General features: G+C 55.8%; 19 protein-coding genes. 4 read left to right on the top strand and 15 right to left on the bottom strand.

The window, feature by feature from the left end; all coding sequences use genetic code 11:
- Positions 1-20: 20 nt before the first annotated feature.
- The 7 genes from BBD41_RS15700 to BBD41_RS15670 form a co-directional block, all read right to left on the bottom strand.
- Positions 21-779, bottom strand: a complete 759-nt coding sequence (locus BBD41_RS15700; RefSeq protein WP_099478135.1) for an SDR family NAD(P)-dependent oxidoreductase — start codon at positions 777-779, stop codon at positions 21-23.
- Between the two features lie 163 nt (positions 780-942).
- The gene (locus BBD41_RS15695) at positions 943-1,695 is read right to left on the bottom strand and encodes an SDR family NAD(P)-dependent oxidoreductase (RefSeq protein ID WP_077568627.1); all 753 of its coding nucleotides are present in this window, start codon (positions 1,693-1,695) and stop codon (positions 943-945) included.
- Between the two features lie 21 nt (positions 1,696-1,716).
- Entirely contained in the window at positions 1,717-2,142 is a 426-nt protein-coding gene (locus BBD41_RS15690) for a MarR family winged helix-turn-helix transcriptional regulator (RefSeq protein ID WP_077568629.1), read from the bottom strand.
- Between the two features lie 240 nt (positions 2,143-2,382).
- Positions 2,383-3,024 (bottom strand): NAD(P)/FAD-dependent oxidoreductase, encoded by a 642-nt coding sequence (locus BBD41_RS15685; protein WP_099478134.1) that lies wholly within the window; start codon positions 3,022-3,024, stop codon positions 2,383-2,385.
- Positions 3,025-3,102: 78 nt separating this feature from the next.
- Positions 3,103-5,535 (bottom strand): heavy metal translocating P-type ATPase, encoded by a 2,433-nt coding sequence (locus BBD41_RS15680; RefSeq protein WP_077568633.1) that lies wholly within the window; start codon positions 5,533-5,535, stop codon positions 3,103-3,105.
- 33 nt (positions 5,536-5,568) lie between these two features.
- Positions 5,569-5,769, bottom strand: coding sequence for a cation transporter (locus BBD41_RS15675; protein WP_099478133.1), 201 nt, complete (start codon positions 5,767-5,769; stop codon positions 5,569-5,571).
- Positions 5,770-6,270: 501 nt separating this feature from the next.
- Positions 6,271-6,594: a metal-sensitive transcriptional regulator gene (locus tag BBD41_RS15670; RefSeq protein ID WP_007128955.1), complete on the bottom strand. Its 324-nt coding sequence runs from the start codon at positions 6,592-6,594 to the stop codon at positions 6,271-6,273.
- A gap of 284 nt (positions 6,595-6,878) precedes the next feature.
- Here BBD41_RS15670 and BBD41_RS30660 point away from each other — a divergent pair, with 284 nt between their 5' ends.
- Together BBD41_RS30660 and BBD41_RS29815 are read left to right on the top strand one after the other, a co-directional pair.
- Entirely contained in the window at positions 6,879-7,001 is a 123-nt protein-coding gene (locus tag BBD41_RS30660; RefSeq protein WP_157929310.1) for a S26 family signal peptidase, read from the top strand.
- 124 nt (positions 7,002-7,125) lie between these two features.
- On the top strand, positions 7,126-7,275 hold the full coding sequence (locus tag BBD41_RS29815) for a hypothetical protein (RefSeq protein ID WP_157929309.1): 150 nt from the start codon (positions 7,126-7,128) through the stop codon (positions 7,273-7,275).
- Between the two features lie 209 nt (positions 7,276-7,484).
- On the opposite strand, the gene BBD41_RS15660 is transcribed toward BBD41_RS29815, so the two are convergent.
- Together BBD41_RS15660 and uxaC are read right to left on the bottom strand one after the other, a co-directional pair.
- A complete protein-coding gene (locus BBD41_RS15660) occupies positions 7,485-9,584 on the bottom strand; it encodes an alpha-glucuronidase family glycosyl hydrolase (protein ID WP_099478131.1) in 2,100 nt (699 codons plus the stop codon).
- Between the two features lie 82 nt (positions 9,585-9,666).
- Complete coding sequence (gene uxaC, locus BBD41_RS15655) at positions 9,667-11,070, bottom strand: glucuronate isomerase (protein WP_099478130.1); 1,404 nt, start codon at positions 11,068-11,070, stop codon at positions 9,667-9,669.
- Positions 11,071-11,311: 241 nt separating this feature from the next.
- Here uxaC and uxuA point away from each other — a divergent pair, with 241 nt between their 5' ends.
- Together uxuA and BBD41_RS15645 are read left to right on the top strand one after the other, a co-directional pair.
- Entirely contained in the window at positions 11,312-12,409 is a 1,098-nt protein-coding gene (gene uxuA / locus BBD41_RS15650; protein ID WP_099478129.1) for a mannonate dehydratase, read from the top strand.
- Between the two features lie 17 nt (positions 12,410-12,426).
- Complete coding sequence (locus tag BBD41_RS15645) at positions 12,427-13,335, top strand: SDR family oxidoreductase (protein WP_099480640.1); 909 nt, start codon at positions 12,427-12,429, stop codon at positions 13,333-13,335.
- A 98-nt stretch (positions 13,336-13,433) separates the two neighbouring features.
- On the opposite strand, the gene BBD41_RS15640 is transcribed toward BBD41_RS15645, so the two are convergent.
- The 6 genes from BBD41_RS15640 to nirB form a co-directional block, all read right to left on the bottom strand.
- A complete protein-coding gene (locus tag BBD41_RS15640; protein WP_099478128.1) occupies positions 13,434-14,750 on the bottom strand; it encodes a 6-phospho-beta-glucosidase in 1,317 nt (438 codons plus the stop codon).
- 77 nt (positions 14,751-14,827) lie between these two features.
- Positions 14,828-15,811 (bottom strand): N-acetylglucosamine kinase, encoded by a 984-nt coding sequence (locus BBD41_RS15635; RefSeq protein WP_099478127.1) that lies wholly within the window; start codon positions 15,809-15,811, stop codon positions 14,828-14,830.
- Between the two features lie 129 nt (positions 15,812-15,940).
- Complete coding sequence (locus tag BBD41_RS15630) at positions 15,941-16,840, bottom strand: AraC family transcriptional regulator (protein WP_099478126.1); 900 nt, start codon at positions 16,838-16,840, stop codon at positions 15,941-15,943.
- A gap of 170 nt (positions 16,841-17,010) precedes the next feature.
- Positions 17,011-17,766, bottom strand: coding sequence for a uroporphyrinogen-III C-methyltransferase (gene cobA, locus BBD41_RS15625; RefSeq protein ID WP_237087113.1), 756 nt, complete (start codon positions 17,764-17,766; stop codon positions 17,011-17,013).
- A 64-nt stretch (positions 17,767-17,830) separates the two neighbouring features.
- Complete coding sequence (gene nirD, locus BBD41_RS15620; protein WP_077568646.1) at positions 17,831-18,142, bottom strand: nitrite reductase small subunit NirD; 312 nt, start codon at positions 18,140-18,142, stop codon at positions 17,831-17,833.
- Positions 18,139-20,589 (bottom strand): nitrite reductase large subunit NirB, encoded by a 2,451-nt coding sequence (nirB, locus tag BBD41_RS15615; protein ID WP_099478124.1) that lies wholly within the window; start codon positions 20,587-20,589, stop codon positions 18,139-18,141. The genes nirD and nirB overlap by 4 nt, the downstream gene beginning before the upstream one ends.
- Between the last annotated feature and the right edge of the window lie 159 nt (positions 20,590-20,748).

Raw genomic sequence — 20,748 nt, 5'->3', positions numbered from 1 at the left:
TTGCTTATTGAAATGCTGTGTTACAGCGTCAACCCGCCGTCGATCGTCACGAGCGAGCCCGTCATATAACTGGACCCCGGCGAAGCCATAAACGCAACCACGTTCGCGATTTCGTCGGCCTCTGCCGGACGGCCCATCCGCATGTTGGAGATCTCTTCGGGCACATAGCCGCCCTCCTGGAAGGACTTGGCCACCGCCGCAGTCAGCGGTGTCTGAACGCCGCCCGGACAGATCGCGTTCACGCGAATGCCTTTCTTCACGTATTCGAGCGCCGCGGACTTCGTCAAGCCGACGACCGCATGCTTGCTCGCCGAATAAGCGCCCGCGCTGTGCTCACTGCGGATGCCCGCCGTGGACGCGGTATTCAGAATATGCCCGCTGCCCTGCTCTTTCATGACCTTCAGCACGTATTTCATGCCGAGGAAGCAGCCCTTCACATTGACGGACATTTGACGATCGAATTCGCTCTCCTCGATATCGTCGAGCATCGAGAACTTCTGCACGATCCCGGCATTGTTGAAGAAGAAATCAATTCGGCCGTATGTCTCCATCGCCTTGTTTACGTAGTTCTGTACATCCTCGCTCTTGGACACGTCGGCCTGCACGAAAATGCCGTCTCCGCCTTGTTCCTTAATCATACGGAGCGTTTCTTCCCCAGCCTCCTTGTTGAAATCAACCAGGACGACGGCTGCGCCGTTCTCCGCCAGCTTCAAGCTGCTCGCTCTCCCGATTCCGCTGGCCGCGCCGGTGATGACTGCAATCTGTTGATGATCGGACATGGAACAACACTCCCTTAATGGATATAAATGAACGCTATATATCAAGGACCAATATTCAATGATCTACAAAAGTCTTCTTAAAATTCCTGGGTACCCGCTGTATCTGACAGTGATCCATTCGTCATATCCGATCATGCGCTGACCGAATAGAAGAGATCCCCGGTTACTTCGCGTAGTATCCACCGTCGATCGGGAGCTCGATGCCCGTAATGTAAGAGGATTCGTCCGAAGCCAGGAACAAGGCGCCATTCGCGATATCCTCCGGTTTGCCGAGGCGTGGAAGCGGCGTCTGCGATTGGAACCACTGCATCATCTGCTCGTTCTTGAACAGATCGACCGTCATCGGGGTTTCGATGTAACCCGGATGGATCGAGTTGCAGCGGATGTTATGTTTCGCAAAATCGACGGCCGTTGCCTTGGTCAGCATGCGAACGGCGCCTTTGCTTGCGGTGTAAGGTCCCGCGCCGCTGCCGCCCGTCAGGCCGGCAATGGAGGAAATGTTGATGATGGAGCCGCCTCCCGCTTCGATCATGCGCGGAATGACGTATTTTTGGCCGAGGAAAATGCTTGTCACGTTAATCGACATCGTCTTCTCCCAGCCTTCAACCGTCAGGTCCATGAACGGCGTTGCGTTCGAGATACCGGCATTGTTAACCAAAATATCAATCTTGCCGAACTTCTTCACGGTTTCATCCACGACGCGGATCCAGTCTTCCTCCGAAGCGACATTTTGCTTAAAGCCGATGGCTTCACCGCCGCTGGCTTGGATCTCGGCCACAACCTCCTGGATTTTATCCTCCTGCAGGTCGGTGATCGCTACCTTCGCGCCCTCTTTCGCAAACAACAGGGCATCCGCCTTACCCATACCGCCGGCCGCACCTGTGATGATCGCTACTTTATTATCCAGTCTTCCCATATTGGATGACCTCCTGGTTTTTTATTTGCCGTCCCTGTTTCCGGACGGGTTAATCTTGAGCTGGAAATGGTCGATCATCTTCGCATAAGCGGAGATCAGCAAATCCAACTCCTCTTCGGTATAATCCGACCACAGTCCTTCGTTCAGCTCCCGGTATTTCTCCACCATGCGGGCTTCCATCTCGCGGCCCCGCTCGGTGATCCTCAGATAAACCTGCCGCCGGTCAGCTTCGGACGTGACCCGTTCAATAAGCCCCTTGCTCACCAGCTTGTTGCTGAGATTGGTGACGGAAGGCAAAGTCACGTTCAGCACGCTTGCAAAATAGGAGCTCGTCTGATCACCTTCATTAGCCAGCGTCTGCAGCACATAATATTGGGGTCCTGTCAGATCGCTGTCGAGTATTTGGGCATAGCCGGCCACCAGGGTCATCATCTGGCGGGACACCATGTGGGACAACTGCTCCTTCTTATCCAGCCTGGATCACCCCATTCAGTAGAAGTTGAAATATATATCACAATATTAAGTAGTTAAAAGCTTTTAACAATTAAATTGTATACCCTTCCATTCTGTTCGTCAACTGTCCCACCGTTGTAGCTTGCTCCGAATTGATTATGTTCCTGTACCTATAACAAAAAAAGACACCACCATACAGTGATGTCTCCTGGAATCATGCCTCATCAATATGATCTAACCGGCCGTCTCCATTCGGGCACTTGCAGTAAGCTCCCGCAGCTTCTCCAGCGTGATCCGGTCCACGAATCTTGAAAATTTCTCTTTCTTCTTGCCCTGCTCCTGAAAAATCGCGATCAAGCTACGGATAATCGGAACAAGCTCCTCGGCTTCCAGGCCGGCATGCAGCTGCTGGGCCAGCAGAGCCTTCAGCCCCCTCGGCTCTCCGCCGACATACATATCGTATTTATCCCGCATTTTGATGACGGCGATGTCTTTCAGCAGCGGTTCGCTCGTACCGAGCGCGCAGCCAGCATATCCGATCCTGAGCGGCGAGGGTACCGGATGCCCGGCAATCGCTTCATCAAGGGCCCGGGCTACGTCCAGGCCCGCTTCCTCTGCCCCCCTGCAGAAATGGCAGGCGATCAGACTTTTGGTGACGAATCCGGCAGGGTGAACCTGGAGTCCGGCTGCCCTTAACAGGCGCTGAGCCTCTTCCATCTGTTCCTCCTCCATCTCGATATACAGCTGTTTGAAGCCTGTCATTTCGATACGGGCATCCTCGCCGACGACGCTGCCCAGGACCGCCAGCTGTTCGGGACGGAACATCGTTCCGCCCACCTCAAACCCTGGCGTTACGGCAAACTTCCGCATACTCATGTGAACACTCCCATTTTGTTCAATTGATCGTATGGTCCCCACAAACGCTATCTTTCTTCAAAGCCTTCGATGTCGGGGTTATACTTTCATGCGCTGCAAACGGAGGGCATTGAGTACAACCGATACCGAGCTAAGCGCCATTGCCGCCCCGGCGACCCAAGGGGCCAGCAGGCCGATCGCGGCAATCGGAATGCCCAGCGAATTGTAGCCGAGCGCCCAGAACAGGTTTTGCCGGATATTGCTCATCGTTTTGCGGCTCATATAAATGGCGTCCGGAATGCTGTTCAGATCGCCCTTCATAAGGGTGACGTCCGCCGCCTCCATCGCGACGTCGGTTCCCGTACCGATCGCCATGCCGATATCGGCTACCGCCAAAGCCGGAGCGTCGTTGATGCCGTCACCAACCATGGCGACTTTCTTGCCCTGCTGCTGAAGCTTCTTCACTTCATCGGCTTTGCCTTCCGGCAGGACTTCGGCCAGGACATGATCGATGCCGACCTGCTTCGCAATCGCCTGCGCGGTTCGCTCATTGTCGCCGGTCATCATAACCACTTCAATGCCCATTTCTTTCAACCTTGCAACGGCTTCTCGGGACGTTTCCTTAATCGTATCCGCGACGGCGACGAGTCCGGCATATTTGCCGTCGATCGCTGCCAGCATCGCGGTCTTGCCCTCGGTCTCCAGCTCCGACATCCGGGGGAGGACCGATTCCACCGGGATCTGATGCTTCGCCATCAGCTTGCGCGTTCCGACCAGCACCTCATGGCCGTCCACGCTTGCATAGATACCGTACCCCGGAATCGCTTCGAACTCCTGAGCTGCCGGGAGCGCAATCCCTTTTGCTTCAATTCCGGCTACGATCGCTTCTGCCAGCGGATGCTCCGAGCTCTTCTCGGCAGCGCCGACCAGGCGCAGGAATGCTTCCTCTTCAAAATCATGCGCTTGAACATCGGTCAGCTCCGGTTTGCCCTTGGTTACCGTTCCGGTTTTATCCAGTACGATCGTATCCATCTTATGCGTCGCTTCCAGATGCTCCCCGCCCTTGAACAGTACGCCAAGCTCTGCCGCACGGCCCGATCCGGCCATAATGGAGGTCGGTGTGGCTAAGCCTAGAGCACACGGGCAAGCGATGACGAGGATCGCAATCGCGATTTCAAGCGCATTCGCAAAGTTGCCTGGTGTCACCCAGAAGTACCATATGAGAAAAGCTGCAATTGCAATACCGACCACGATCGGTACGAAAATGCCGGAGATGACGTCGGCCACCCGCTGAATCGGCGCCTTGGACCCTTGAGCTTCCTCAACCACCTTGATAATTTGGGCGAGAGCGGTCTCTTTGCCCACCTTGGAGGCCTCGAACTTCAGACGTCCGTTTTTGTTAATCGTAGCTCCGATGACCGTATCCCCGGCCTTCTTCTCAACCGGAATGCTCTCCCCGGTCAGCATGGACTCATCGACCGCCGACATGCCTTCGATCACCCGGCCGTCGACCGGAATCTTCTCTCCCGGCTTAACGACGACGATATCTCCAACCATGACCTGCTCAACCGGTACGGTCGTTTCCTGACCGTCACGGATGACGACGGCCGTTTTGGCCTGCAGCCCCATCAGCGTCTTGATCGCTTCCGAGGTTCTGCCCTTGGCCAGGGATTCAAACAGCTTCCCGAGAATGACGAGCGTGATCAAAACGGCACTCGTTTCATAATACATCGCCGGGCCGTGATGCACGCTTCCGCCCGCTGCGGCCCAGTCAATCGTCAGGTACAAGCTGTAGAAGTACGCAGCCGATGTACCGAGAGCTACGAGAACGTCCATGTTGGCGCTCTTGTTGCGAAGGGCTTTATATGCCCCTACATAGAACTGCTTGCCGATATAGAACTGAACCGGGGTAGCAAGCGCGAGCTGGAACCATGGATTCATAAAGAGCTCCGGCATCCAGATCCATGAAGTAAAGGAGAAATGGGTGACCATCGCCCACAGCAGCGGCAGAGACAGGATGGCCGATAGGATTAGCTTGCGCTTTTGCTTGGCGATGGCTTCCTTGCGGTGGCTCTCCTGATCCGGCGCCTCCTGCTTGGATATGGCCTGATACCCCAGCTTTTCTACACGCTGCTGAATGTCGCTGATCGATACTTCCGCAGGGTTAAACTCCACCCGGGCCGTCTCCAGGGCAAAGTTGACGTTAGCCTGGCTTACCCCCGGCATCTTGCCGACCACCTTCTCGATCTTCGATGCGCAAGCTGCACAGTACATGCCAACCAGCTGAAAATCAACCGTTTCCTTCGCCGTGCCATAGCCGAGCTTCTGGATCTTCTCCTCCATCTCCTTGACCGAAACGACCGCCGGATCATAGGTTACGGAGGCCTTCTCCAGCGCAAAGTTTACGTTGGCGTCTTGGACGCCTTCCATTTTGCTCAGCCCCTTCTCAATCCGGTTCGCGCATGCCGCACATGTCATGCCGGTCAACTGCAGCGATGCCTTCTTCTGCTCTTGAACTGCTCCTGTTCCCATCGTCTTACACCCCTCTTCCGTCGTCTTCAGCCCTTAGGCTACGGTGTACCCCTGTTCTTCGATCAATTCCTTGATATCTTCCAAGCTGAACTTGCCGGCATCATAGTTCACCGATACGGTGCCCACCTTCAAATCCACGCTTCCGGAAATCCCTTGCTCCTTCAGTGCGCCCTCGATCGAATTTACGCAGTGCATGCAGGACATGCCTTCGACTTTCAACGTTACCTGTTCCATTCTTCATCGCTCCTTAAATGGTTTATTTAAAATGCTTCGGCCTTTCCTTATTCCATCATTCGCTGTCGGCCGGTTATGACGCGTTGTTTTGTGTTTCTGGTGTTAGTATACCCCCCTACCCTATATTTAGTCAACCATGAATTTCTCTTTTTTTCAAAATTGCCGCTTCGCGCCCATAAAATCAGGCTTTTCGCCCCTATAGGAGAATAATAACGGGCTTGTCCCTTTTTATATCTAACATCCTCGAATGCATCTTTTTTTATTCCGACGCGCTCTAAGGCTGGAGCAACTTTACGCAAGAGTTAATGCACTAGGCAATAACGGCGCCTCTGCAGCGCCTCCTAAATATAGAGCCTGCCGCCGGAGATCGGGCAGCAGGCTCTTGGTTCGTTTGTATGCTGAAGCTGCGCATTCGATTTACGAAGGCCAGCTTTTTTCACTAGGGTTCAGCAGGTCAGCAAACACATGCCGCACACGTTGCCTTTGTAAACAAGCTTTCGCTTATTTCATCAGCTTGTTCATCGTGGTCAGCAATTCGGTAATGACGTCATCGTCGCCTTCCTGCAGGCGCTCGACCACGCAGCTCTTCATATGATGCTCCAGCAGCAGCCTGCCTACGCCGTTCAATGCCGATTGAATGGAGGAGATCTGGTTCAATACGTCATCACAATACGTATCCTTCTCAATCAAGCCCTTCACTCCGCGAATTTGCCCCTCAATCCGGTTCAATCGGCTAATGAGGTTGTTCTTCGTTTTCTCGGAATGATGGCTTTTCCGCTCACTCGTTACCGCACAGGCTTCATGCGTATGGCTTTCGGTTGTCATCCCATTCCCCTCCTTCATCATGACCATGGATCATTGCAATCTATTCATATCCATAGTATATCATATAGCCCCCCACCCTATAAAGCCCGAGAATCCGCAAGCCCTTTTGCGAAGGAGACACGCCAATTTGGAGACGTCTTTATGTAATCTACCCCTATCATATAACAAAACCTGTGCTTGGTTCATTACGTTATTGTTATAAACCGTCTCTATAATCTTAGTTTATGAAGGCCGGCATCCGTTCATACAGGCTTATGAGTCAAATCTGCTTCTAAACCTACTTTGTGATCAATGACAACTGGTGGAGGAGTGTGGACAGCCGCAGCTTCGGTCCGGTTCCCGCAAACAGAATCATTGGCAAGGTAGTTGGTGTATCGAGAGATTACGACCGTGACGGAATACAATAAATAAAAAAACACGTGCCACGATCGCCATGTGCTTTATACGCCCGCTCCTTCTCCTAGCATCCGAAGTCTTAGGTGCAGCTAGCTGGGCCTAGATTTCTTTATTAAAGGCTGCGCCATTACAGATATGGACCCTGTCATCACGGACGACGAAGCCGATATCCATGCCAGCGAGGAGATTGAGAGCAAGGGGGTCAAGGTTCTTATCGCGGGCAATGACACCCCGAATACAGACACCACTGCACAGATGAACCTGGACCGCACGAAAAAAGAGTAGATCCTCCTTCGCACCGGGTGATCTACCCCCTCTTCTTGGCGGAACCGCTCGCGTAAGAGCGGTTCCTTCTTTATTATAAGGCGGGACCTCCTGCGACAGTCCGAGTTGGAGCCTTCCATCCTCTATACTTTTTAATGGACGCTGTGCCTTTCCTAACCCATCCATACCATTGTATAGATAAGGAAGCTCCCCCTGCTCCACCCATTCCTTTAAAAGATAGTACGCCCCTTCTCATCCGGCACGCCGGACTTGCGGAAGAAATACGTGTTGATGACATCCCGCCAGTGCTTGGCATGCTCTGCCTGTTCGGCCAGCCTCGCGGCCACCTGGGCATGCTGCGCCGGATCGATTCGCCCCTCGAGAGATGCCCATTCCGCTAGGAGCTCTGCCGCTGCATCCGCACCTTCAAAATGGGTGTCATAAATATGCTGAATCACCGTTTTCCCCGACTTCAGGCGGTGCGAGTACGGCACATGGTGGAAGAACAGCAGCAGCTCGTCGGGACAGTCCTCCAGCGTCTCGTACCTGCGCGCATTCGGCTCGAAATACTGGGCCGTATAACCCGTCCCCGTCGCAGCCGTACGGTCGACCCCGATGCCGTCCCGGTCCGCAAAATGGTATGTCCCCCACCTGGAATACTCGTATCCGTCCACGTCCGGCCCGTAATGGGTATGCGGCGTCACCATCCAGCCGACCCCGAGCGGGGACGTATAGCTTTCATAGATCGGCCAAGATTTCATCAGCATGCCGCAGACAGTCTTTATAACGGCCTCGTCGTTGCCGAAGGTCTGCCGGGTCCATTCCTCCGCAATCTCCTCCGAGGTCAGATCAGGATTCCAGATCAGCCGTCCGTAGCCGTACAGATTGGCCTGTGCCAGCGTATGTCCCGTCCAGTTCTCGTCATCTCCGATGTTGGATACGGCCGCAATCCCGCTTAGCTTCATGCTGTGAAGCGAACCGGACACGATCCGTTTCACATACGAGCCCTGCCCGTCCGCGTGCGTATCAAAGTCCAGCACGTCCTTCCACTGCGGAACGAGATAGCAGACATGGCGCTGCTGCCCGGTATATTCCTGCGTCACCTGGAATTCCAGCACCTGGTTCGTATGCTTCATGCTGCCGAACAGCGGGGATACCGGCTCCCGGACCTGAAAATCCATCGGCCCGTTCTTAATCTGCAGCAGCACATTGTCCATGAACCGGCCGTCAAGCGGCGTGAAATGATCGTAAGCCGCCTTGGCACGGTCCGTACTCCGATCCCGCCAATCCTGCATGCAGTTATAGACGAAGCAGCGCCAGATCACGATTCCGCCATGGGGCTCCAACGCTTCGGCAAGCATATTGGCGCCGTCAGCATGGTCGCGCCCGTAAGCGAACGGCCCCGGCCGGTGTTCCGAATCGGCCTTCACCAGGAATCCGCCGAAGTCCGGAATATGGCTGTAAATCTCATCCGCGGCAGCCCTCCACCACCGCCGTACGTCTTCATTCAGCGGATCGGAAGTGCCAACGCCGCCGATATGAAGCGGGGCCGCAAAGTTAATGCTCAAATACAGCGTGATGCCGTACTTGCGAAAAACACTTGCGATTTGGGCCACTTGAGGCAAATATTCCCGGGTGATGAACCGCGTTTCAATCTCATGCACGTTCACATTGTTGATCGAAATTGCATTGATGCCGACGGAAGACAGCAGCCTTGCATAGTCCTTGACGCGCGTAAGATCCTCCGTGAAGCGCCCATCCCGGTAAAAGATCGAACGCCCCGCGTAGCCCCGCTCGATCGAGCCGTCCGCATTATCCCATTGATTGATCATCCGGAGCCGGTTAACCGGCTCCTCGGTCACGTTCCATGCCGTTAACGGCTCGTGTGCGGCGACAAGCCGCAGCAAATGAAATACGCCGTACAGCAAACCTTTCTCCGAGCCGCCGATCAGGATCACTCGCTCCTGCAGACTATCCCCCAGATACTGAAGGCGGAAGCCTTCAGGTCCCAGCTTTCCGGGAGCGCTGTTGTCCCCTTCCTCCAGGTCCTGCACGTTATCGGCGGCAGGCTGCACCCGCAGCTGAAGGCCGCGGGATATCCCTTCGTTCGATGCCAGTTGAGGCATCTCGTTGCCCAGCAACAATAGCTCCGGCTCGATGTCCAGCAGGGATCGGCATCCGCTGCGAAGCTCCTCAATGGCCGAATCCAGAAGCTCGGATCGCCTTCCCTCCAAGGAGATCGTGCCGAGAACCCGGCGGTAAGCCTCCCGAAGCTCCGCATCCTGAACTGGCGAGTATTGAAGCCAGGCCCGATATAATGTACTGTTCATATATTTGTTCCTCCTTCGTCCTGCCTCTGCGATGCCGTCATTAGCAAACGCTTAGGATATTGTTGTATTGAAGCAGAGATTCTCAATGGATTTGAAAATAGCGCTCGGCGTTGCGATAGCAAATATCCTGGATAATGCCTCCGATATAATCATAGTCCGCCGGCAGCTCCCCTTCCTTGATCCAGTCCCCGAACAGGCGGCAAAGGACGCGCCGGAAATATTCATGCCTCGGGAACGACATGAAGCTGCGCGAATCCGTCAGCATGCCGACGAAGGTGCTGATCAGGCCCATGGAAGACAATGCGGTCAGCTGCTTCAGCATGCCTTCCTTCTGATCATGGAACCACCAGGCGGAGCCGAGCTGAAGCTTCCCTTCGACGCCGGCCGATTGAAAATTGCCGATCGTGGTGGCAATCATCTCGTAATGGGAGGAGTACAGGCTGTACACGATAGTCTTGGGGAGCCGGCCATCCTTGTCAAGCTCGCTCAAAAATCCGTTAAGACTCGCCGCCAGATGAAAGTCCAGGATGGAATCATACCCGCTGTCCTTCCCGAGCTTAGCCAGCATGCGGGCGTTATTGTTCCGGGATGCTCCGATATGAAGCTGCATGGCCCATCCCAAGTCATGATACATCACAGCAAGCCGAAGCAGCGTATAAGTTCGGTACTTCGCCTCCTCCTGTTGTGAGATCGGGTCCCCTGCCATGGCCTTGGCATAAATGGCCGCTGCCTCTTGTTCGCTGGCAGGCTTATACGGAAACGCTCCGAAGCCGTGATCGGACAGCCGGCAGCCGTGATCATGGAAGTACTGGATCCGCAGCTTAAGTGCTTCGAGCAATTCTTCATAGGTATCTACCGCATGATTCACCGCCTCCCCGAGCTGCCGGATATATCCTGCGAAATCGGCATGCGTCAGGTCAAGGACCCGATCCGGACGAAAAGCCGGCGCCACGACCGCGTTAATCTCCGGATTGCGCTGAATACGGCGATGAAACTCCAAGGTGTCGGCCGGATCGTCCGTCGTGCACGCGACCTTAACCTTGAAGCGGGCAAGGATGCCTCCGGCCGTAAGGGAAGGGTCCCTCAGCTTCTCGTTGCACGCATGCCATATTTTCATTGCGTTATCCCCGGACAGACGCTCCTGAATACCGAAATATCTCGCCAGCTCCAGATGGGTCCAATGATAGAGCGGATTGCCGACCAGCTTAGGAACGCAGCGCGCCCAAGCCGCGAACTTCTCCTCGGGCGGCGCGCTGCCCGTAATCAGCTCCTCCTCCACACCGAGCCAGCGCATGGCCCTCCATTTATAGTGGTCTCCTTCAAGCCAAACTTCCGCCAGATTTCCGAATTGACGGTTGTCCGCGATGTCTTTCGGGCTTAAATGATTGTGATAGTCGTACAGCGGCATGCTCTCCGCATAATCATAGTACAGCTTTCTGGCGCTATTGCTGTTAAGCAGCAGATTATCGATATCCAAACGGCTCATCCTCCCGATCCCTCCGTTCAAAATTTTCGTTTTCCGTTCCATACTACCATACTTGTATGGTAGTATGGAATATATAAAGCCTGGCGGTTCCGAAGGATGTTTCCGGCAGGCGATGATGAGCCGCTTGAATTCGCCATCCATGCCTTGCGCTTCTCTTATAAAGGGCGGCGGGCAAGCCAGGCTCAAGCGTTTATCATTGATTATTTTATTCTACAACCACATTCGTAAAGGCGGTGCAGCAATGCGTATGGTATTTCGGTGGTTCGGCGAAGGCAACGACACGGTCTCGCTGGATCATATCAGGCAAATTCCCGGCGTAGAAGGAATCGTCTGGTCGCTCCATGATATTCCGGCCGGCGAGGAATGGCCGATGGAGCGGATTGAAGAAGTTCGGGATCAGGCAAGCGCGTTCGGACTTCATATTGACGTTGTGGAAAGCGTAAATGTGCATGAGGATATCAAGCTCGGCCTCCCGTCACGCGATCGTTACATCGCCAATTACATCCGTACGATTGAAAAATTGGGCCAGGTCGGCGTCAAAGTCATCTGCTACAATTTCATGCCGATCTTTGATTGGGCGCGAACCGATATGTTTAAAGCAGCGCCCGACGGATCGACGGCACTCTTCTTCGAAAAATCCAAAATTCACGGCATCGACCCGATGGAGCTTGTAAGAACGATCACGCAGAACAGCTCCCTTACCATGCCGGGGTGGGAGCCGGAGCGATTGGCTCACCTGACCTCTTTGTTCGAGGCTTATCGCGGGGTAACGGAGGAGGACCTCTGGAGCAATCTGGAGTATTTCCTGAACGCGGTCGTTCCGGTCGCCGAAGCCAACGGCATTCGAATGGCCATTCATCCCGACGATCCGCCTTGGTCCATTTTTGGCCTGCCCCGGATTATCACCAGCCAGGAGAACCTTCGCAAATTCTTGAGCCTGTACGACAGTCCTGCGAACAGCCTCACCTTGTGCAGCGGCTCGCTCGGCGCGAATCCGGATAACGATATCGTCTCGATGATCCATGAATTCCATGACCGGATTCCGTTCGCGCATATTCGCAATGTCCGTGTCTTTGAAAATGGCGACTTTATCGAGACCTCCCATCGGACGCAGGACGGGACGGTCGATATTGCCGGCATCGTCCAGGCCTATCATGAAACCGGATTTACCGGTTATGCCAGACCCGACCACGGACGGCATATTTGGGGCGAGCAATGCCGGCCGGGCTACGGGCTGTATGACCGGGCGCTGGGCATTATGTATTTGTGGGGGCTGTGGGATGCATACACCAGGAAGAGCCAGGATCAAGCCTCCAAATTGAAGGAGGTTGTCCAATGAGCGGATTCATGAACGGTATGCCGGAATCAACCGGATCCGCTCAAGGCGCGGTCGGATCTGCACGCCAAGAGCGCATCGCCCTTCCCATCCACCCATCCATCCATGGCAAAACCGCGGTTATTACCGGCGGATCCGGAGTATTATGCCGAGCCATGGCGCTTGAGCTTGGGCGTCAGGGGGCGAAGGTCGCCGTCTTGAACCGTACGTTGGAGAAGGGTCAGCAGGTTGCTGACGAGATCACCGCGGCAGGCGGAACGGCGATTGCGGTCTCCTGTGACGTAACGGATACCGAAAGCGTACGCCAGGCGGAAAGGGCTGTACGCGAAGCATTCGGCGCTTGCGATATTCTGATTAACGGAGCCGGCGGCAACCGGAGGGATGCCAATACGACGAATGAAACCTTCCGCCCCGAAGATCAGGGTGAACCCGATGTCACCACCTTCTTTGGGCTCAGCGTGCCCGGCTTCCGCAGCGTCTTCGACTTGAACTTCATCGGTACGCTGATTCCGACGCAGATCTTCGCGGAGGGCATGATCGGGCGGCCGGGAGCGGTGGTGCTGAATATTTCGTCCATGAGCGCGCCAAGCCCGATGACGAAGGTCCCCGCCTATAGCGCCGCCAAAGCCGCTATCAACAATTTCACCCAATGGCTCGCGGTCCATCTGGCGGATGCCGGTATCCGGGTGAACGCGATTGCGCCGGGCTTTTTCCTGACCGAGCAGAACCGCAGTTTGCTGACGAACAGCGACGGATCGCTGACCGAGCGTTCTCATAAGATTATTTCCCATACGCCCATGAGGCGGTTCGGGGTACCGGAGGATCTGCTTGGCACGCTGCTATGGCTTGTGGACGATCAGGCTTCGGGCTTCGTCACGGGAACGGTTATCCCGGTGGACGGCGGCTTTATGGCTTATTCCGGCGTATGATACAAAAACGCAGCCCTAGGAGGGCTGCGTTTTTGTGCTTGATGCGTGGTATTATTCAAATCTGCCTTTCGGATCGAGCAACTCTGATGCTCATAGAATTACAGAACCGCTTCCGGCTTGAAGAATGCCGGCAAATACGTCTTGTTCGCTTCCAGCATCTCATCCAGCAGCTTCTTCGCTACGGTGACGGAAGGCACGAGCGGATGATGCACCAGCGCCTGCAATGCGATGCCGCGATCGCCGGTGATGGCGGCTTCAATCGTCAACTGCTCATACACCTTCACCGCATGCATCAGGCCCTTCACATGGGAAGGAACCTTTTGCGGAGCCAGCGGAATCGGGCCCTGACCGGTTACGACACAGTTGACCTCGATGCTTGCGTCCGCCGGCAAGAAATCGTAAATGTTCCCGTTGGCTACGTTCAGCGTCTGAATATCATGGCGGTCATTATAAATCGATGTCATCAGATTGACCGCCGCTTCGGAATAGTAAGCTCCGCCCCGCTGCTCCAGCTGCTTCGGCTTCTCTGCCAGGTTCTCATCCTTATAGAGCTCGAACAGCTCCTCCTCCACCCGGCTGACGACATCCGCACGGGTGCCATCCTTCTCCAGCGATGACAGCATGTCTGCGAACATCGTATCCGTCATATAGAAGTACTTCAGATAATAGGTTGGGATGGCTTGGAGCGAACGAATAAAATCCGCATCCCAGCCGAAGGTCGGCACGTTTTTGGCCGTGTAGGATTTGCCGCCGTCCAGGAGCTCCGGCATCTTCTCCTCCCCGTTCACGATCGCGGAGGTTACCCAGTGCAAGTGGTTGATGCCGACGAATTCGGCCAGCACCTCTTTTTCCGATACGCCATACTCTTTCGCGAGGAATTTTTGGAAGTTGATCGGCGAATTGCACAGGCCGACGGTTTTTACCTTGCTGTGCTTGAGCACAGCCTCGGTCACGATCCCGGCCGGGTTCGTGAAGTTCAGCATCCACGCATTCGGCGCCAGCTCCTCGATGTCCCGGCAGATGTCCAGAATGACCGGAACCGTACGCAGCGCTTTCATCATCCCTCCCGGACCGGTCGTCTCCTGACCGATAACGCCGTTCATAATCGGGATATGCTCATCCAGCTTACGGGCGGCCAGCAAGCCGACACGCATCTGGGTCGTAACGAAATCCGCGCCTTCAATCGCCTGCCGGCGGTCCAGCGTCAAATGAACCTCGATGGGAAGACCAGCCTGCTGCACCATGCGCTTGGCCAAATTCCCTACGATCTCGAGCTTATGCTTGCCTTCTTCAATATCCACGAACCACAATTCGCGAATCGGCATTTGCTCGTAGTTGCGGATAAAGCCTTCCACAATCTCCGGTGTATAGGAGGAGCCTCCCCCGATTACCGCTATTTTCAATCCTGCTGCCATATGAATCCCTCCAAGGTAAATATCAGATCAAATTGCAACGTATTTCGGGGCCTCCGGTCCAATTGTCATACTCAGGCTCACGATACAGCGGTTTCTTCAAACGTGAATGCCTTGAGCTTGGCCTCGGTCTCCGAATCTATGGTCCGCCCGTCCGCATCCATCGCACAGAGCAGCGCTCCGGCTACCGGATCGGATGTCAGCCTTACGCACCGGGCGTACGGCGCCCGGACGGCCACAACCCGTTCTATCGCATCCGTCAGGATCGAGCTGTTCGGACGGTTGAGCACACTCCCGATATACACAATATCGAATGCCTCATCGGACATGCCCAGCCGCCGGACAAGCGTACAAACGGCATTGCCCAGTTCCTCGCCTTCGGTCTGAAGAATTCGGGTCGCGATTTCGTCGCCGGCTTCAGCCGCTTTGAACAAAGTCTTGACCAATGTCGGCGGAACAGAAATCCGTCCGTAGAGAACATCCTCGTACATCGGCTCAACCGAGGCGTACCCCAGCTGCTCCAGCACGAGCGAAGTCAGCATCGTGGCCGGCCCCCGCTCATCCCAAGCGCGAATCACCGCCCGGAAGGCCAGCGTTGCAAAACCGGATCCGCCGGCGTAGCCGTCGCCGTAGAGGAATCCGAAGCCGCCGTATTGCAGCTCCGCCCCCTCGCGGTTCCGGGCTGCGCTGTTAAAGCCGGTGCCGCAGATCAATGCCGCTCCATAAGGCCGGCTCGTTCCGGCACGCATGCCGATGATCGTATCGCAGGCGATATCATGCCGCGGGTAACCCATAGCCCCGATCATCGGGCGCAGGATTTCGTAGTCGGCTTCCCGATCCGCACCGGCCAAGCCGAAATACGCGTAGCGGATGTCGTCCTTGGATACGCCGGCCTCCCGAAGAGCGCTGCCGCAGGCCTCTTCGATATTGCGTGCCGCCTGCTCCCGGTTAATCTGGTGATTCCCGTTCCCGGACGCCCCCTTACCGACAATGTTGCCTTGATCGTCGCAGATGACGGCATGGGTTTTGCTCCCGCCGGCATCCACTCCCAGATACAAACTCATGGACTTTCACTCCTAGACGCCGAGCCATTCGGCGTTATGTGATGGTATATATTTAAGATACCGCTTCCATAAACGCATCTTCTACTGTTATACACCCGAGGAGTGATACGATCTTACTGTTTCTCTGCCTTACTGTTTCTCTGCACTGTGCGATAAACGAGGAAGAGAGCTGCCGACAGAGGCACGCTCCCGGATATCGCTGGGCGATGCGCCAATATGCTGCTTGAACAGCCGGTTGAAGTTGGAGAGATTACGGAATCCGCAGCTCTGCGCGATCTCGATAATCTTCGCATCCGTTGTTTCCAGTAGATGCACCGCGTGGGTTAAGCGAAGCTGAATCAGGTAATGATGCGGGGATGTGCCGACAGCCTGCTGGAACAGCGCGCTGAACCGGGAAGGGCTTAGATGCGTCATATCCGACAGCTCCTTCAAGGTCCACCCGTAATCCAGGTGAAGCTCCATCGTCCGAAGCACTTCCTTCAAGGCATACATGCCCCTTCCCTTAATCGGCCGGTCCTCCGCAAGCGGTGCCGACAGATGCCGGTTCGCCAGGCTCAGAAAACGAATGAGGTCCGAGCGGATCAGACTCATATAGGAGGTGCCTTGCGCTCTGTGCTCCTCCATCATGCTTGTAAGCAGCCGGGCCATCTCCGGGCGAACCGGAGATTCCCGGTCTACCATGCCCAAGGAGCGGAACGGGTTCATCAGTTCGGGATCGAATTTCAAATCCAGCGAAAGCAGCGAAGGATCGAACATAATGACGTCCATGATCAGATTGTCCGTCTCATAGGCGCGGTGGAGCGCGTTACTATTGATGAATACGATGTCTCCTTCTTGAAACGACAGCTTCATCCCGTTGATCAAAATAAAGCCCGTGCCGCTTCGGATATGATTAAGCTCCAGCGCATGGTGCCAATGCAGCCGCTGTGCGCCGACAAATATGCCGCGTGTCGTCGATGCGGTAAAAGGAAAAGCGGCATTCGAAAAATCAATGGCGTCCGGAACGACGCCCTGCGGACGTTCCACCATGCATGCACCTCCAGCGAATCGTAATCGTCATATTGCTCAAAAATCACGGCGAATCCTTATCGTTATCCATATCGTATCATGCGCGCTGGGCAAACGAAAACAGGCAGCGCTTCAAGCAGCGCTGCCCTCTGTTCATATTTGAATTATAACTCCCGCTGATACTAACGTGCCTATCCGATCCTCGTTGAGACATTCCGCTCCAATAGCGCAAGCTGTCCGGGCAGCCGCACCACCTCGCCCACCAGGATGAGCGCAGGGTTCCCCAGCTTCACCGCCTTTGCCAGCTCATGCATATTCTCGAGCGTGCATAGGAAGGTGCGCTGGCGGCTCGTCGTCCCCTGCTCAATGAGCGCGACCGGCGTCGATCCTGCTTTGCCGTGCAGCAGCAGCTGCTCCCGTATATACGGCAGCTGGCTGACGCCCATATAGATTGCCAGCGTATCCACCCCGTGCGCCAGCAAATCCCACCGGACGGGCGAGCCGTCCTCATGGCAGCGGCTGCCCGTTACGCAGGCGAAGGAAGCGGCCAGGCCGCGGTGGGTCAGGGGGATCGAGGCTGACGCCGCAGCTCCGACGGCGGACGTAATTCCCGGAACAACCTCATAAGGGATGCCGGCCGCCGCCAGCGCCAGCGCCTCTTCCCCGCCTCGTCCGAAGACGAAGGGATCCCCGCCCTTCAGCCTCACCACCCGCTTCCCTTGCATCGCATAGGCGACAAGACGCCGGTTGATATCTTCCTGAGATGCCGCATGCCGCCCCGGCGCCTTGCCGCAATAGATGCGCTCGGCTTCACCCGGCGCCTCTTTCAGCAGCTCCTCATTGACGAGCCGGTCATACAGAATGACCTCTGCCTGCCGGATCCGCTTCATTGCCTTTACCGTAATCAATTCCGGGTCTCCCGGTCCCGCTCCGACGATACTGACCATCCCCAACGCCCGCACGGCCTGCACCTCCTGCCTCTGTATTTGTTATATCGTTCGTTTGGCTTGCTTACATCACGATATAAATCGATCCGTTCGTACCGTCAATTTCCGTCCGGTACGTTGTTACGCAGCCATCGTCGGGCTCATAGACGCGGCCGCTGGCCAGATCGATCTTCCAGTCATGCAGCGGGCAGTGCACCGCCGTTCCGCATACCATGCCTTCCGACAGCTTCCCGCCTTTATGGGGACAGCGGTTCTCGACGGCCTTGACGCTGCCGTCGCTCAGCCTGAATACCGCGATCTCCGTACCCTCGATCCGGAAGGTACGCGCCCCCTTCGCATCGATTTCCGCCAAATTTGCCACCCGAATTTTGCTCATGAGTTTCTCGCCCCCAAACCTTCACCGGCTCCCGCTTCCGTCAATGGCACGAAGTTCTTGCGCAGCTCCGGATTCTCTATAATTTCTTTCCAAGGATCGGTGGTGTAGCTGAGCGTCTCCTCGATCCGGGATACGAGCGCAAGCCGCTCCTCCCGGCTCTCCAGCGCCGCCTTCACCTCATCCAGGCCGATCCGCTCAATCCAGACGGAGGTGCGCTCGTTCCAGTTCGCTGTCTCGCGGTAATACTGGAGATAAGCGCCGGTCCATTCCATCACTTCCTCCTCGGTTTTTACCGTGCACAGCAGCTCCGATTCCCGAACCTTAACGCCGCCGTTGCCGCCGACGTAGATCTCCCAGCCGCCGTCGATCGCCACGACGCCCAGGTCCTTAATGGTGGCTTCGGCGCAGTTACGAGGACAGCCGGACACGGCAAGCTTTACTTTAGCCGGCGTATTGAGCCGCTCGAAGGCCTTCTCCATCTGGATCCCCATGCCGATGGAATCCTGGGTGCCGAAGCGGCAGAACGTCGAGCCCACGCAGGTCTTCACGGTACGGAGCGCCTTGCCGTAAGCATGCCCGGAAGGCATATCGAGCTCCTCCCAAATCTTCGGCAGGTCTTCCTTTTTTACGCCCAGCAGATCGAGCCGCTGCCCGCCCGTAAATTTGACCATGGGCACATCGTACTTCTCGGCGACGGCTGCAATCCGTTTCAGATCCGCCGGCGACGTTACTCCGCCATATACCCGCGGAACGACGGAATACGTGCCGTCTTTCTGGATATTGGCGTGAAACCGCTCGTTCGTAAACCGGGACTCCTTCTCGTCCTTGTATTCGGACGGCCACAGCATCCCCAAATAGTAGTTGAGCGCCGGGCGGCATTTCGAGCACCCTTCCGGCTCATTCCAGCCCAGGACGTTCATCACTTCCTTCACGCTGACCAAGTGCATCTCCTTGATCTTTTCGACAATTTCATCGCGGTCCATCGTCGTGCAGCCGCAAATGCCTTCCTTCACCGGCTCGCCGGCCCCTTCTCCGCCGTAAATCGACAGCAGTCCTTCAACTTCCGGCCTGCAGCCGCCGCAGGAGCCGGACGCCTTGGTGCAGGCCTTGATCTTGCCCACCGTGCTGCACCCGTCCGCAATCGCCTCCATGATTCTCCCCTTCGTCACGCCGTTGCAGCCGCATATAATCTCGTCGGCGGAATACGCCTCGAGCCTGGCCAGCGGCGATGCGGCGGCTTGCCCGGCCGGGTAGCCAAGCAGCAATTCCTTCTCGCGTCCGGTGACGGATTCCCCGCTCTTGATCAAGGAAAACAGCGAGGTCCCATCCGATGTGTCCCCGAACAGAACGGCACCGATCATGCGCTCTCCCTTCATGACGATCTTCTTGTACACCCCCTCGATATCATCCTGATACCGGAGGGAACGCGTATCCGGGGCATCGTTGAACATACCGGCGGAAAATACGTCGACACCCGACACCTTCAGCTTCGTGGACGTTACGGAGCCTGCGTAACCGGAGGTTTCAACGCCGGCCAAATGCTTGGCAAGCACGGCCCCCTGCTCATACAGCGGGGCAACCAGTCCATAAGCGATCCCTCGGTGCTCGGCACACTCTCCAACCGCATAGATGCCGGGAACGCTCGTCTCCAGGAAATCATTTACGACGATGCCGCGGTTCACCTGCAGCCCGACCGACTTGGCGAGCTCCACGTTAGGCAGGATCCCGACCGCCATAACGATCAGATCCGCCTGAAGCCGGCTCCCATCCGAAAATTCCAATCCGTCTGCACGTCGTTTGCCGGTAATGGCCGCCGTCTGCTTCTCCAGAAGGAAGCTCATCCCCTGGGCTTCCAGCTCGCGCTGCAGCATTTCTGAAGCCGGCGGATCCAGCTGACGTTCCATCAAATATTTGTTCAGATGAACGACCGTCACGTCCATGCCCAGATTCAGCAATCCCCTTGCCGCCTCGAGTCCGAGCAGCCCGCCGCCGATAACGGCGGCCTTCTTGTATTTCTTCGAAGCCTCAATCATCATTTCGCAGTCATGGATATCCCGGAAGCCGATTACGCCTTCCTTGCGCACGCCCGGCAGCGGAAGCATGAACGGATTCGAGCCGGTTGCGATAATCAGCTTGTCGTAATCGGCAACGACGCCGGATTCCGATACGACCTTGCGGTTTATGGTATCGATCGATGCGACGGCGTCCCCCGTAAAAAGCCGAATGCCGTTGTCCGCATACCAGTCCCGGTCATTGATAATGATGTCCTTCATATCCGTGCCGCCGGCCAGCACTTTCGACAGCATAATCCGGTTATAATTCGGATGAGGCTCTTTGCCGAACACCGTCATGTCATAAGCCCCCGGCGCTAGCTTCAATACATGCTCAATCGTTCGTACGCCCGCCATCCCGTTACCGACCAGCACCAATTTCTCAGGTTTGTTCATCACGATTTCCTCTCCTCTTCGGGTATGTTCAGGTTTTCGCTTAACAACATAAAAAGCCTGACCGCCGCAATCGCAAGAGATCCATTCATCTCTCTTGTCGTTTGAGGCGAAGTCAGGCTTCGTTGCCGCTTCGAACGGATACACCGTTGTATCCGTGAC

Source organism: Paenibacillus ihbetae (assembly GCF_002741055.1).
In the GTDB taxonomy this organism is placed as follows: Bacteria; Bacillota; Bacilli; order Paenibacillales; family Paenibacillaceae; genus Paenibacillus_AQ; species Paenibacillus_AQ ihbetae.
This window is presented reverse-complemented; position numbering and strand designations above follow the sequence as displayed.